We start from the raw sequence: 13,561 nt of genomic DNA, 5'->3' as shown, positions 1-13,561 counted from the left end.
CGGCCGGGTCGGGGTGCGTATGGCCCAACGAGCGTTATGACTCAGAGGTATAAGAATGACTCTGAGTCATAACGCTTCTCGGCAACACCGCGGCCCGGTCACGCCGCCCCGCTGTGCGGCTGCGTACATCCCGACAGTCGGGGTCGCTCCGGGGCGCGACGGTGGCGGTGACGGTCGGGTGACGCGCCCTTCGCGATCCTCGTGCCGAGCCGGGCACTGTGCACCGGCGCGGGCAGCGGGGAGGCCGGTGCGGTGGACTTCGTCGACGGGGTGCTGGTGCGGTTGGCCGATCCGGGCACCCGCGCCGCGGTCTTCGACGACGCGTCGCTGGCCCACCTGGTGGAGGCCGCGTACGACACCGAGGCGATGCCGGTCGGGCCTCCGTACGCGGCGGTCTTCGACGAGCTGACCCTCGGTTTCGCCGCCGCCCCGGTCACCCTGGCCGAGGGGGAGTGGCTGGGCTCCGGCGGCACCACCCGGACCGAGCTGCGGGTAAGCCTGCACGGTCTCGGTGGCTCGGCGCTGCGCATCGACGCGCTCTGGCGGGGCAGCCTCGTGGTGCGGACCAGCGCCGCCCGGGACCGGGTCGAGGACCTCGACGTCGCGGTTCCCGCCTTCGACGTCGACCCGCAGATCATCGCCGACCTTGGCGCGCTGCCGGCCGACCCGGCGCAGCTGGAGACCGAGCGCCGGACCCGGCTGGTGACCCGGCTGCGGGCCGGGCTGCACCAGCCCGCCGCGTTCACCGACGTGCACCTGGACCGGCTGCTCGCCGGCGTGGGCGCCGCCAACGCCGGTGACCTGGTGGCGCGGATGCGCGGTCAGGCCGCCGGCGCCACGGTCAAGCTGCGCTACGCGGCCCCGCCGGCCGCCCCACCGACCCCGCGCCCGCTGCCGTTCGCCGCCGCCGTACTGGTCCGCGACCGGGGCTTCTCCCTGGCCGACCTGCTCGTCGAGACCCGCCTGGTGCGGGCGCGCGCCGAGGAGTTGGGGCTGGACGTGCCCGCCCCGGACGCCGTCCGGCGGCGGCACCGGGTCGTCGCCGTCTGGGTGGTTCCCATCGAGACGTTCGACGACGACGGCTGGCCCGGCGGCGACAGCGGCACCGACGCGCAGCGGCGGGCCGCCCGGTTCGCGCGGGCCGGCCAGTGGCTCGCCCGCAGTGGCATCGGACTGGCCGCCGTGAACACCTGAGACTCCCGGCCGCAGGACGCCGCAGCGGCCGGGAGCCGCCTACCGACCGCAGCAGCAACTCCGTCCGGGAGGACCCGTGGCACCGACAGCAGCATTCCCGTTCATCGAGGTCCGGATCGTGCCGCCACCGGCGCCGCTGGCCCAGCGCTCGCCGGGCGTCATCGCCGTGGTGGGCAAGACGCCCGGGCGGCGCTGGCCCGCGCCGGGATCAGCACGCTCGGCAAGCTGGCCGAAGCGCCGACCGAGCAGGTCCTCGCCATCATGAAGGAGGCCCAGGTGCGCGCCGACGTCGGAGACGCCGCGGAGTGGACCGGCTACGCCCAGACGCTGAGCAAGCTGCGCTGAACGGCCGGTACCGACTCCGGCGAACGGTTGCTCCACGCCGCTCGCCGGGTCGGTGTGACGACACAGCGCTGGCGCGTCGACCGTCCACACCCGAGCGTGGAACTGCCACGGTACGATCGGGTGCGAAAGGGCGCAGGCATGGTTGTTCACGAGGTAACACACGACCTCCGCGCCGGCGCACCCGAGGCCGACGCGGGGCCGCCTCCCCGGTACGCGTTGCGCCTGCTCGGCGGGTTCGGGTTGGAACGCGAGGGTCGGCCGGTGGCGGTGCCGCAGGGCGCCCGTCGGCTGCTGGCCTACCTAGGGGTACGCCAGCGGTGCGCCCGCGCGGAGGCCGCCGGCACGCTCTGGCCCGGCTCGCACGAGGAGCGGGCCCGGGCCAACCTGCGCACCATGCTGTGGCGACTGCACCGGGTCACCCCCGAGCCGCTGCTGGAGGAGGACGACCGGCTGTCCCTGGCCGCCGGGGTGACCAGCGACGTGGCCGCCCTGGGTGCGGCGGCGGCCGCGCTGCTGGCCGGCGGGTCGCCGGTGAGCGCCGGCGACGGAGTGCCGGCGTTGGCGACCGGCGAGCTGCTGCCGGGTTGGTACGACGACTGGGTCCTGACCGAGCGGGAACGGCTGCGCCAGACGCAGCTGCACGCGCTGGAGGCGCTCGCCGAGCGGCTCACCGCGCAGGGCCGGTTCAGCGAGGCCGTGCAGGTGGCGTTGACCGCCGTGCAGTTGGAGCCGCTGCGGGAGAGCGCCACCCGGACGCTGATCGCCGTACACCTGGCCGAGCGGAACATCAACGAGGCGGTACGCCGATTCGAGCTGTTCCGTGCGGACCTGGGCCGGGAGCTCGGCGTCGCCCCGACACCCTGGCTGGCGCACCTGGTGCGGAGCGGTCTGCACTCGGATGAGGGCGCATCAGTGGAGCCAGCCGGGCGGGTCGCACGGTAGTCGATCACCCGGACCACGCGGTCCGCAGACGGACGAGGCGGGGACTCGCGGCAGACCGATATACCTCACGGGTATATCTATGACTCAGAGGTATATCGCCATCGGGCGCACCCCGCCCCGGATTCGACGCTGATCCGCCGGCCGCGAGGTGGTGCACCGCGAGCCCCGACCGGGCCGATGAAGGCGATGCCGGCCGGTCAGTTCGGGTGGACGGGCTGGTCCAGGATCGCGCTGAACCGCTCCTCGGCCAGGTCGAGCTGACTGAAGATGTGTCGCTTCACCGCTTGTGAGAGCGGCGTGTCGGGCCGGCCGATCAGGTCGCGGAAGAGCGGCACCAGTGGCCGGTACTTGATCGCCGAGGAGACGACCTTCGGCCCGACGGTGTGGATCACGCCCACCCCGTTGTCGGTGAAGTCCGACACCTTGATCACCCGCGCCCAGGGCTCCCGGTCCAGGCTGACCCTCAGGTGCTCGCGGTACTGCGTGTTGCGGTCGCGCTGCGGGTCGTACACCGGGTTGGTGACGGCGGCGACCAGCGTCGCCACCCGCGGCCCGAACCGGGTGGCCAGCGTGGCCAGCGCTCCCGCGCGCGGGTCGCCGCCCCCGTCGGCCAACTCGGCCGGGTGGTCCTCGACGGCGTCGTGCAGCAACCCGGCGACGATCACGTCGACGTCGCGCACCTGGTAGTGGTGCATCAACCGGATGGCCACCCGCAGCAGGTGGTTGAGGTACGGCTCGCGAACCCGCCGGTCGTCGCGGTGCAGGTCGGCGGCCAGGTCGAGCGCGGCGGTCAGCCGGGCCCGGGCGGCGTCGTCGAACTGGTGGATCTCCAACCGGAAGCGTTCCAGCAGGCCCGGTTCGCCGTGGATCTCGGTGATCGCGTGCATCGGCATGCTGCCCAGGTGCGGCGGGAAGTCCATGCGTCACTTATAGCCGATCTTCACCAGGTTGATGGTCCCGTGCGTCGCCGACCCGACCGCACCGGACCGGGCCGACGCCGTGCGGGCGTCGACCCGGTCGTGGGGGCGGTCGGGGTCAGCCGGTGATCCGTCCGGTGCCGGCGCCGGCGGTCACCGTCGCCTTGACGCCGCTCGCGGCGTCCATCGTGTACGGGTAGGGAATGACGGCCACCGAGCCGGCCGTCTGCGGGGTGCCCGAGTTGACGAACTGGTTGTTGCGGGCCACCAGGTTGCCGGTGGGGGAGGAGCCCTCGCCGACGTGCGTGGGGTCGGTCATGTTCTCGAAGTAGTTCCCCTCGACCAGCACGCCGGCGCCGTTCGTGGTGGCGATGCCGTAGCTGTAGGACGGGTTGGCCGTGTTCACGTAGTAGTTGTTGTACACGTGCACCGGGTTGCCGAAGCGCACCCGCGGGTTGCGCTGGAAGCAGTTGCTGAACGCGTTGTGGTGGTAGGTCACCTTCAGCCGGCCGGTGTCCTCGCCGGAGTTGCTGTCGCTGTGCCCGACGAGCGAGCACTTGACGTGGTCGTGCAGCCTGTTCCAGGAGACGGTCACGTAGTTCGAGCCGTGCGTGATGTCCAGCAGACCGTCGTAGTAGTCGGTGCCGCTGGTGGTGTCGCTGGACAGGTCGTTGTGGTCGATCCAGACGTTGGTGGCGTTGTCCATGTGGATGGCGTCACCGTTGCCGACCCCGGCCCGCACCCTGGAGATGTTCAGGTTGCGGACGATGACGTTGCTGACGTCGCGCAGGTTGAGCCCGCAGCCGGACCATCCGGAGCTGGCACCCACTCCGATGATCGTCTTGTTCGAGCCGCTGCGGATCTCCGTCGAGCAGCTGAAGGTGCCGTTCACCCGAACGGTCGCCGGCGCGTCGCCCTGCAGCGCGACGGCGCTGGCCAGCGCCGTCGCGCTGGTGACGGTCACCGTGCCGCCGCCGGCACCACCGGTGGTGCCGCCGTTCTGGGTGGCCCATCCGGCCAGTCCGGTCTGCGGCGGGGTGGTGGGCGGCGGGTCGGTCGGTGGCGGGTCGGTGGGCGGTGGCGTGGTGGTGGGCGGGGTGGTCGGTCCGCCGCCGGCGCCGTCCACCGCGACGTCGTCGAAGACCGCGCTGGCGTACGCGGTGACCAGCGCGATCCGGCCGGCCGCGTACGCGGTGTCCGTGCCGGCGCCGACCTGCGCGCCGTTGACGAAGCCGCGCACGGTGCTGCCGGCGGTCTCCAGGCGCAGCGTGTACCAGGTGCCGGTGGTGACGGTGAGCGCGGTCGAGCCGAGCACGGTGATGGAGCTTCCGTTGACCACCTGGAGTTCGGCCCGGTTGGCGTTGGTCAGCGCGAGCCGGTACATCTTCGTGGCGCTGCCGGAGCGGGCGGCCAGCGCGACCAGCCGGTTGGCGCCGCTGAACGACAGGGGCTTGACCCGCGCCTGGACCTGGTAGTCGGTCCAGCTCGTCTGCCCGGCGAACGCCCGGGCCAGTTCGCTGCCGGTGTTGGCCTGTCGGTAGGCCGGCGTGCCGTCGGTGACCACCGACCAGTCGCCGCCGGACTTGGACCAGCCGTCGGCGTTGCCGTCGTCGAAGGTGTCGCCGAACAGGGTGGCCGCCCGGGCGCCGGTGGTCACGCCGGCGGCGAGCGCGACGGCCGTGAGGCCGGCGCCGGCCGCGGCCAGCGCCGCTCGGGGTAGGTGCGGGATGCGCACGGGATCTCCTCGGGGTGGGGTGGGGTGGGGTGGCGGCCGGTCGGTCAGACCGGCAGCCGGTCCGCGCCGGCGAGCGGGCCGACCAGGAGCGGGACGAGCGGCGCCGGCAGGACCGGGCCGCGGCGCAGGGTGGGCGTCCAGCCGGCGTCGGCGCCCAGGTCGGGGTCGTGGCCCGCGTTGTACGCCGCCAGCAGGTCGACCGGCCGGGCCGGGCCGCCGCCCTGGCGGACCCAGGTGCCCCGCTCGGTGAGCGCGGTGCCGCCCCAGTCGTACAGCAGGTCGCCCGGGTCGACCGCCGCGTCCAGGGTGAAGAAGTTGTCCTGGGCGTACAGCGCGGACTGCACGCCGACGCCGAGCGCGTACTGGAAGTCGTCCCCGCCGAGCCGGTAGTGGTTGTTGTAGACGTCGACCTGGCCGAAGCGCACCCGCGGCAGCCGTTGCAGGACGCCGTCGAACAGGTTGTGGTGCAGGGTGACCTTCAGCCGACCCACGTCCGGGCCGACCGTGTTGGACGACCCGATCAGCATCAGCTTGTCGCGCCCGATGAAGCGGTTCCAGGAGGCGGTGACCAGGCTGGCCGTGTGCGTGACGTCCAGCGAACCGTCGTGCACCTGGTACGGCCGTCCGAAGTGGGTAGGCTGGGCGCTGTCCGGGTTGTCGCCGTCGGTGAAGGTGTTGTGGTCGACCCAGACGTGCTCGCTGCGGCGTACCGAGATCTGGTCGTACTGGCTGTTCCAGTTGCCGGCCTCGCCGTCGGTCGGTGACCAGGCGGGGAAGCAGTCCCGGGCGTCCACGAAGGTCAGGTTGCGGACGATGACGTTCGACGCCCGGTCGATCATGAGGGTGAGCCCGGTCAACCGGGCGCCGCGCAGCCCGACGATCGTGGTGTTGGAGCCGACGTTGAGCTGGGTCTGCCGGGTCTGGCTGGCCACCGAGCGCACCCGGGCCTCCTCCAGTGGCCCGGCCGGCGGCACCCGGCCCCACACCGCCGGGTCGTACGCGGCCAGGTAGGCGTCCAGCCGGTACTCCGGGTCGGCCAGGTCCGCGCAGCTCAGGGGCGTGCCGTCGGGCCCCTCGAAGCCGTCGACAGCGCCGTCCACGTAGATGAGTTTCGGGGTGGCGTCGGTGGCGTTGCTGGCGTTGTCGCCACCGAGCGCGGCGACCAGCTCGGCCCGGCTGCGGACCACCCGGGTCCGCTCGGGGGTCGCCGCCGAGCCGCCGGTGGTCCCGGTGCCCTCGGCCGCCCAGCCGTCGCGTTCGGGCAGCACCTGCCGGCCCAGGTGGTGGGCCGCCCGGGACAGCCGGTCGGCGGCGCCTGAGGGGTCGGGGCGGGGGGCGGCGCCGGCCGGAGCGGCACCGAGCAGGAGGGCGGTCACCGCAGCGGCGGTGAGGACTCTGCGCATCGATTCTTCCCGTTCGCTGGTGGTGGTTCGGCAGTCACCAGGAACGGTAGGTTCATAGATTTATGAGAGTCAATATGTGATGTGTGCAGGAATGTTGCAGTTGTCGGGCTCGACCGGCATTGCCCCGACCGTCGCGGGTCGGGTATCCGGGGATCCGTCCGATGCGGCCCGAACGAGTCCGGGCGGTGTTTGCACTCCGGTTGCCGTCGCCTCCTATCCCGCCAGCTCCGCGCGGTACGCCGGCACCGCCCACGGCACCGCCAGCTCACCCGGCAGCAACCCCCGCTCGGCCGCCCGGCGCAGCACGTCGACCACGTCCCGCAGGTGGCGTACCCGCTCCCCGCCGTCGCCCACCACGGAGACGAGTTCGCCGTCGAGCAGTCGGGGCTCCGGCGCGGCCCGCAGCGCGTCCAGCAGCGCGGTGAACGGGGCGGTACGGGTCAGCGGCGCGATCAGCGGCACCCCCACCGGGTCGGCCCGGTGGGCGAGCAGGTTCTCCAGCAGCCCCCGCCGTCCGGGGACCCGGCGGGTCACCACGTCCCCGGGCAGGCGCAACCGGTCCGTCGGATACTCCAGCACCGCCCGGCCCGCCGTGCCGGTGACCACCACCTCGCCCGCCACGAACTCCTCCGCCGCCAGGGTGACCGCGGCCAGCACCGGCGGCCCGGCGCGGAACCGGACCCGCAGCACCGCGGTGTCCTCCACCTCGATCGGTCGTACCCGATAGCGCTCCACCTCGATCGCGACCGGCCACGGCGGCGCACCGCCGAGCGCCTCGGCGACCGCCAGGCACTGCATCACCGCGTGCGCGAGTGGATTGGCCAGGGCGCCGTCCAGCACCGGACGGCCGTCCACGCTCCGGCGACCGGCCCACGGGGAGCGGGCGTAGTAGCCGTCCGGCCGCTGCCACGCGGCGACGGTGGCGATGCCGGTGACCGTGCCCAGCCGGCCGGCGGCCAGCGCGTCGGTCAGCGCCGTGAGCGCCGCCGAGCCGAGGGCCTGGAAACCGACCTGGGCCACCCGACCGGCCGCCGCCAGCGCCGTGGTCAGCTCCTCGTGCTCGGTCAGCGACAGCACCGGCGGCTTCTCCAGCAGCAGGTCCGCGCCGGCGGCCAGGGCGTCCCGGGCGATCGGCAGGTGGGTGTGTGGCGGGGTGCAGATCACCACCACCTCCGGGCGCGTCGCGGCGAGCATCGCGCGGTGGTCGATGAACACGTCCACCCCGGGCGGCACCGGCGCGTCCGGGTCTACCTCCACCGGCCGGACGTCGACCAGGGCGACCAGCCGCAGCCGACCGGCGGCGTGCAGCGGCGCGATGACCCGCCGGTGCCACCGGCCGTGCCCGTTCGCCCCGATCACCGCTACCCGGGTCGGCGCTGCCGCCCCGTTCACGGGGCACCTGCCAGTGCCGGGCCGTTCACCGGGCGCCTGCCAGCGCCGGCCCGTTCACCGGGCACCTGCCAGCGTCGCCTCGACGCCGTGCCGCGACAGTGCGGTCAGCCAGCCGGTCACCTCGGCCCGTACCTCGTCGTCCTCGGCCACCTCGGCCGGGACGACCTCGCGCAGCGCGAAGACCGCGTCCACCGCGCCGGCCGCGCTCTGCGCGCCGGCGGCCAGCGCGGCCCGGATCGGCTCGGCCAGAGGATCCTGGAACGGCAGCGGCCGGCCGTCGTCGGCGTGGCCCAGCGCGAAACGTAACCAGGCGGCCACCACCAGCGCGGCCCAGCGTGCGGACCGCCCGGCCGCGCGCAGGTCGGCGATGGTGTGCAGGACCCGCTGCGGCAGCTTCTGCGAGCCCTCCATCGCCACCTGGAGGGTGCGGTGCCGGATCGCCGGGTTGCCGAACCGGGCCAGGACCTGCTCGCCGTAGTCGACCACCCGCACCCCGTCCGGTGGGGTGAAGCTGGCCGCCACCTCCTCGGCGATCAGCCGGCGCAGCACGTCGGTCAGGTGCGGGATCTCCAGCGCGTCGGCGATCGTCTCCCGGCCGGCCAGCGCCCCCAGGTACGCGACGGCCGAGTGCACGCCGTTGAGGGTGCGCAGCTTCAACCGCTCCCACGGGCCGGCGTCGCCGGTCAGCACCGCCCCGGCGTGCTCCCAACCCGGCCGCCCGCCCGGGAAGTCGTCCTCGATCACCCACTGCGCGTACGGCTCGGCAGCCACCGCCGCCAGGTCGGTCACGCCGAGCGCCCGGCGGGCCGCGTCGATCGTCTCCGGAGTGCTGGCGGGCACGATCCGGTCCACCATGGTGCCCGGGCAGGTGACGTTGCCGGCCACCCAGTCGACCAGCCCGGCGGGCACCCCGACGGCCCGGCCGACCGCCTGGTCGACGAGGCCACGCAGCCGCCGCCCGTTGGCCGGCAGGTTGTCGCAGCTGACCAGCGCCACCGGCCCGGCGTCCGCGGCGGCCCGGGCGGCCAGCCCGCGCAGCAGCAGCCCCGGCACGGTGCTCGGCGGGCGGCCGCCGGCCAGGTCCGCGGCGAGCGCCGAGTCGGGGCACAGGTGGCCGGTCACCGGGTCGAGTTGGTACGCCTTCTCGGTGACGGTCAGCGTCACCACCCGCACCGCCGGGTCGGCCAAGAGCGCCACTACGGCGTCCGGGTCGCTGGCCGCGTGTCGTACCCCGCTCAGCGCGCCAATCACGCGGGTGGCGCTGCCGCCGGCGGACAGGGCACTGACGCTGAACAGGTTGTCCTGCGCGGCGAGCGCCTCGACCAGGGCGGTGCTGCGTGGGGCGACCGCCAGGATGCCCCAGTCGCCACCGGCCGCGCCGATCGCGGCCTCGGTGTAGACCGCCTGGTGCGCCCGGTGGAACGCACCGAGACCGAGGTGTACGACACCGGTCGGCACGGTGCCCGGACGCACCAGCGGTCGGGCCGCGGCGGGCAGCCGGCGCAGCACTCCCAGGCCGAGCCGGGAGGCGCCGTCGGTCACCGCCACGCCGGGCCGTCCGGGAAGCGGAACTCGGCGATCGACGCCGGCTTCATGGTGGCGCTGTAGCCGGGCCGCTCGGGCAGCAGGTAGCGGCCGCCACGGGTGCGTACCGGGTCGACGAAGTGCTCGTGCAGATGGTCGACGTACTCGATCATCCGCCCGTCCAGGCCGGTGCCCACCCGCAGGTAGTCGAAGATCGCCAGGTGCTGGACGTACTCGCAGAGGCCGACGCCGCCGGCGTGCGGGCAGACCGGCACCCCGAACTTCGCCGCCAGCAGCAGCTCGGCCAGGACCTCGTTGACCCCGCCGACCCGGCACGCGTCGATCTGCATCACGCCGATCGCCTCGGCCTGGAGCAGCTGCTTGAAGATCACCCGGTTGGCCGCCACCTCACCGGTGGCCACCCGGCACCGGCCGTTGGTCAGCTCGTCGACCGCGCGGGCGATCCGGGCATGGCCGAGGATGTCGTCGGCGTGCGTCGGCTCCTCGATCCAGTACGGGTCCACCTCGGCCAGCACGGTCATCGCGGTGATCGCCTCGTCGACGTCCCAGACCTGATTGGCGTCCATCATCAACAGCGCGTCCGGGCCGATCTCAGTCCGGATGATCCGTGCCCGGCGCAGGTCGTCGGCGAGCGGGCCGCCGACCTTCATCTTCATCGCCCGCCAGCCGTCGTCGTACGCCTGCCGGGTCAGCGCCCGCACCTTGTCGTCGGGGTAGCCCAGCCAGCCGACGGAGGTGGTGTACGAAGGGAAACCGATCTGCTTGAGTTCCGCGAGCCGGCCATCCCCTCCGGTTGATCCCTTGTCGAGGATGGCTGCGGCGTCGTCCGGGGTGAGCGCGTCGGTGATGTGCCGGAAGTCGACGCTGGCGACGAGGTCGTCGGTGGGCAGCTCGGCGAGGAACCGCCACATCGGCTTGCCGGCCAGGGTGGCCCGCAGGTCCCAGACAGCGTTGACCAGCGCCCCGGTCGCCATGTGGATGACGCCCTTCTCGGGGCCCAGCCAGCGCAGTTGCACGTCGGCGCTGAGCGAACGCCAGAACGCCACCGGCTCGGCGGCGATCTCTTCGATCGTGCGCCCCAGGACGTGATGGGCGAGCGCGCGGACCGCCGCGCAGGTGATCTCGTTGCCCCGGCCGTTGGTGAAGGTGAAGCCGGCGCCGGTCGGCCCGGCGTCGGTGCCCAGCTCCACGTACGTCGCCGAGTAGTCGCCCCGGTTGACGGCGTCGGAGCCGTCACCCCGCGCGGCGGTCGGGAACCGTACGTCGTGCACCTCGACGGAGGTGATCCGCACCGTCACTGGTCAGCCTCCCCGAAGTTGAAGACCCGCTTGGGCAGCCGGTACGCCAGGTCGACGATGGTCTCGGCCGCCTCGTCCATCCGAAGCCGGTGCTCGGCGACCAGTCGGGCCAGGAAGCCGGCGTCCACCCGGCGGGCCACGTCGTGGCGGACCGGGATGGAGCAGAACGCCCGGGTGTCGTCGACGAACCCGGTGGTGTTGTAGAACCCGGCGGTCTCGGTGACCGTCTCCCGGAACCGGCGCAGCACCTCGGGGGAGTCCAGGAACCACCAGGGCGCGCCGAGCAGCAGCGCCGCGTATCCGCCCGCGAGGGGCGCCAGCTCGCGGGTGAAGGTGTCCTCGTCGAGGGTGTAGAGCACCACCCGCAGCCGGGGGTCGTTGCCGTAGCGGTCCAGCAGTGGGGCGAGCGCGTGCACGTACTCGGTGGCCTGCGGGACGTCCCCGCCGACGTCGCGGCCGTGCCGGGCGTGCAGCCAGCGGTTGTGGTTGCGCATCGCTCCGGGGTGCAGCTGCATGACCAGGCCGTCGTCGAGTGACATCCGGGCGAACTCCATCAGCATGTGCGCTCGGAATGCTTCGGCGTCGGCAGCGTCGGCCTCGCCTCGCCGGCCCCGGTCGTACAGACGCTCGGCCTCCTGCGGGGCCAGGTCCAGGGTGCGGGCGGTGGGGTGGCCGTGGTCCGACGAGGTAGCGCCGGCGGCGATGAACGCGGCCCGGCGCGCCCGCAGCGCCGCCAGGTAGCCGGCGTACGTGCCGGTGTCCTCCCCGGCCAGCTCGCCCAGCCGGTCCACGTTGGTCGACCAGCCGTCGAACTCCATGTCCACCACGTCGTCCGGGCGGAAGGTGGTGACCACCCGCCCGCCCGGCCCGCCCCAGCCGTCGGCGGCGAGCTTGGCGTGCTGCCCGAGGTCGTCCAGCGGAGACTCGGTGGTGGCCAGCACCTCGATGCCGAACCGCTCGAACAGCGCTCGGGGTCGGAAGTCCGGTTCGGCGAGGCGGGCGGCCAGCTCGTCGTAGAGGGTGTCGGCGGTGGCCGGGCCGAGCGGGGTGTGCACCCCGAACACGGTGCGGAAGGTCTGCTCCAGCCAGAGCCGAGACGGGGTGCCCCGGAACAGGTGCCAGTGCGCGGCGAAGCGCCGCCAGATTTTCCGGCCGTCGGTCTCCACCGGGCTGCCGTCGCGGGTGGGCACGCCCAGGTCCGCCGGGGGTACGCCCTGGCTGAGCAGCATCCGGGTCAGGTAGTGGTCGGGCACGATGAGCAGCTGCGCCGGGTCGGGGAACGGCTGGTCCTCGGCGAGCAGGGCCGGGTCGACGTGCCCGTGCGGCGAGATGATGGGTTGCTCCGCGGCGAGGGCGTACAGCTCCCGGGCAAGCGCGCGCTGGCCGGGTTCGGGCGGCAGGAGCAGGTCGGTGTTGTCGAACGTGGGCACGGGGATGGGCTCCTCGTCGGTGGGTCAGCGGGGGGTGAGCAGGTCGGCGACCCGGACCGGTTGACCGGTCTCGAAGGACAGGTTGGCGGCCAGGCCGGTGAGCAGGGCCAGGGCGCCGTCGTCGGCGGTCGCGGCGCGGTCCAGTGGGTCGGCTTGACCCCCGAAGAGCACGCCGGTCATCCGGGCGTCCGCGCCGCCGTGTCCGTGCCGGGTGCGCCCCTCGACGGGGATCTGTCGGGGCGGCTCCCAGAACGGGCGCAGGGTGAGCGTCGCGCCGCCGCCCTCGGCCGGCGCCTCGGCACCGTGCAGCGCGGCGCCCTTGACCGCGCCGGCGGTGCCCCGGTCGACGAAGTCGTTCTCGGTGACCTCCAGCTCCAGCCGGCCCCGGCTGCCGTTGACCATCACCCGATAGCCCTCCCAGGGGGCGTACGCGGTGAGGTGGTAGGTCATCGTGGCGCCGGTGGAGTAGCGGGCGAGCACCGCCATGTCGTCCTCGATGCTCACCCCGGGGGCGAACACGTTGCGGTCGCGCTGGTAGCCGTCGTCGGCCTCCGCGTCGAGGTAGAGCTCACGCAGTCGAGGGTGCCCGTCCAGCCGCAGCGCGAAGGGGTCGTCGACGGCGGCGGGGGAGCCGTGCGCCCGGTCGTAGTCGCGGGCGTAGCCGTGCCGGCGGCCGTCCTCGCCGTAGAAGAAGAGCCGCCCGGCCGCGTACACCTCGACGGGGGTGGCGTCCAGCCACCAGTTGACCAGGTCGAAGTGGTGGCTGGCCTTGTGCACCATCAGCCCGCCGGAGACGGCCTTTTCCCGGTGCCAGCGGCGGAAGTAGTCCGCGCCGTGCCGCACGTCGAGCAGCCACTCGAAGTGCACCGAGCCGATCTCGCCGACAGCGCCGTCGGCGAGCAGTCGGCGTACCTGCTCGTGCAGCGGGTTGTAGCGGTAGTTGAAGGCGACCGTCACCCGACCGCCGGTCTCCGCCACGGCGTCCAGGATCCGCCGGCAGCGGGGCGCGTCCACGGTCATCGGCTTCTCGGTGATGACCTGCCGGCCGGCGCGCAGCGCGGCCACCACGTACTCGTCGTGGGTGACGTCGACGCTGGTGACCAGGACGACGTCGACGCGCTCCTTGTCCAGTATGGCCGCGAAGTCGCCGGCCGGGTACGTGGGCACCGGGCGGTGGCCCAGCTCGGTGAGCCAGCGGTTGTGCGCGTCCATCCGGGCCTGGTTGACGTCGGCGAAGGCGACCAGCTCGGTGGTGTCGGCGTGGTCGAGCACCAGGGCCCGGACGAACATCTCCGCCCGCGCGCCGGTGCCCACGACGGCGTACCGGACCCGGCCGTCCGCTCTCGGTGACATGCGGTCG

The 13,561-nt window shown here is 73.6% G+C and carries 10 protein-coding genes; 2 read left to right on the top strand and 8 right to left on the bottom strand.

What is annotated here, in order from left to right; translation table 11 throughout:
- Nucleotides 1–201 precede the first annotated feature (201 nt).
- Together ABZU69_RS00760 and ABZU69_RS00755 are read left to right on the top strand one after the other, a co-directional pair.
- On the top strand, nt 202–1,194 hold the full coding sequence (locus tag ABZU69_RS00760; protein ID WP_354962316.1) for a hypothetical protein: 993 nt from the start codon (nt 202–204) through the stop codon (nt 1,192–1,194).
- A gap of 483 nt (nt 1,195–1,677) precedes the next feature.
- Entirely contained in the window at nt 1,678–2,481 is an 804-nt protein-coding gene (locus ABZU69_RS00755) for a BTAD domain-containing putative transcriptional regulator (protein ID WP_354962315.1), read from the top strand.
- A gap of 197 nt (nt 2,482–2,678) precedes the next feature.
- Here the strand turns inward: ABZU69_RS00755 and ABZU69_RS00750 are convergent, their stop codons facing one another.
- The 8 genes from ABZU69_RS00750 to ABZU69_RS00715 all read right to left on the bottom strand — a co-directional run bounded on the left by ABZU69_RS00750 (nt 2,679) and on the right by ABZU69_RS00715 (nt 13,554).
- A complete protein-coding gene (locus tag ABZU69_RS00750; protein ID WP_354962314.1) occupies nt 2,679–3,401 on the bottom strand; it encodes an HD domain-containing protein in 723 nt (240 codons plus the stop codon).
- 115 nt (nt 3,402–3,516) lie between these two features.
- Nucleotides 3,517–5,133, bottom strand: coding sequence for a polysaccharide lyase family 1 protein (locus ABZU69_RS00745; RefSeq protein WP_354962313.1), 1,617 nt, complete (start codon nt 5,131–5,133; stop codon nt 3,517–3,519).
- 44 nt (nt 5,134–5,177) lie between these two features.
- Nucleotides 5,178–6,536 carry a pectate lyase gene (locus tag ABZU69_RS00740; RefSeq protein WP_354962312.1) on the bottom strand — a complete coding sequence of 453 codons (1,359 nt, stop codon included), beginning with the start codon at nt 6,534–6,536 and terminating at the stop codon, nt 5,178–5,180.
- Nucleotides 6,537–6,749: 213 nt separating this feature from the next.
- Entirely contained in the window at nt 6,750–7,928 is a 1,179-nt protein-coding gene (locus ABZU69_RS00735) for a Gfo/Idh/MocA family oxidoreductase (protein WP_354962311.1), read from the bottom strand.
- A 54-nt stretch (nt 7,929–7,982) separates the two neighbouring features.
- Complete coding sequence (locus ABZU69_RS00730) at nt 7,983–9,476, bottom strand: mannitol dehydrogenase family protein (RefSeq protein ID WP_354962310.1); 1,494 nt, start codon at nt 9,474–9,476, stop codon at nt 7,983–7,985.
- Nucleotides 9,467–10,771, bottom strand: coding sequence for an enolase C-terminal domain-like protein (locus ABZU69_RS00725; RefSeq protein ID WP_354962309.1), 1,305 nt, complete (start codon nt 10,769–10,771; stop codon nt 9,467–9,469). Before ABZU69_RS00725 ends, ABZU69_RS00730 begins: the two co-directional genes overlap by 10 nt.
- Entirely contained in the window at nt 10,768–12,201 is a 1,434-nt protein-coding gene (gene uxaC, locus ABZU69_RS00720) for a glucuronate isomerase (RefSeq protein WP_354962308.1), read from the bottom strand. The genes ABZU69_RS00725 and uxaC overlap by 4 nt, the downstream gene beginning before the upstream one ends.
- Before the next feature lie 24 nt (nt 12,202–12,225).
- Nucleotides 12,226–13,554 (bottom strand): Gfo/Idh/MocA family oxidoreductase, encoded by a 1,329-nt coding sequence (locus ABZU69_RS00715; protein WP_354962307.1) that lies wholly within the window; start codon nt 13,552–13,554, stop codon nt 12,226–12,228.
- Nucleotides 13,555–13,561: the final 7 nt, after the last annotated feature.

The organism is Micromonospora sp. NPDC005206 (genome assembly GCF_040608175.1).
Taxonomy (GTDB): domain Bacteria; phylum Actinomycetota; class Actinomycetes; order Mycobacteriales; family Micromonosporaceae; genus Micromonospora.
This window is presented reverse-complemented; position numbering and strand designations above follow the sequence as displayed.

Bases quoted from the DNA above. Each gene is read 5' to 3' on its own strand.
- ABZU69_RS00755 (WP_354962315.1), top strand. From the start codon at position 1,678: ATGGTTGTTCACGAGGTAACACACGACCTCCGCGCCGGCGCACCCGAG.
- ABZU69_RS00750 (WP_354962314.1), bottom strand. From the start codon at position 3,401: ATGGACTTCCCGCCGCACCTGGGCAGCATGCCGATGCACGCGATCACC.
- ABZU69_RS00740 (WP_354962312.1), bottom strand. From the start codon at position 6,536: ATGCGCAGAGTCCTCACCGCCGCTGCGGTGACCGCCCTCCTGCTCGGT.
- ABZU69_RS00715 (WP_354962307.1), bottom strand. From the start codon at position 13,554: ATGTCACCGAGAGCGGACGGCCGGGTCCGGTACGCCGTCGTGGGCACC.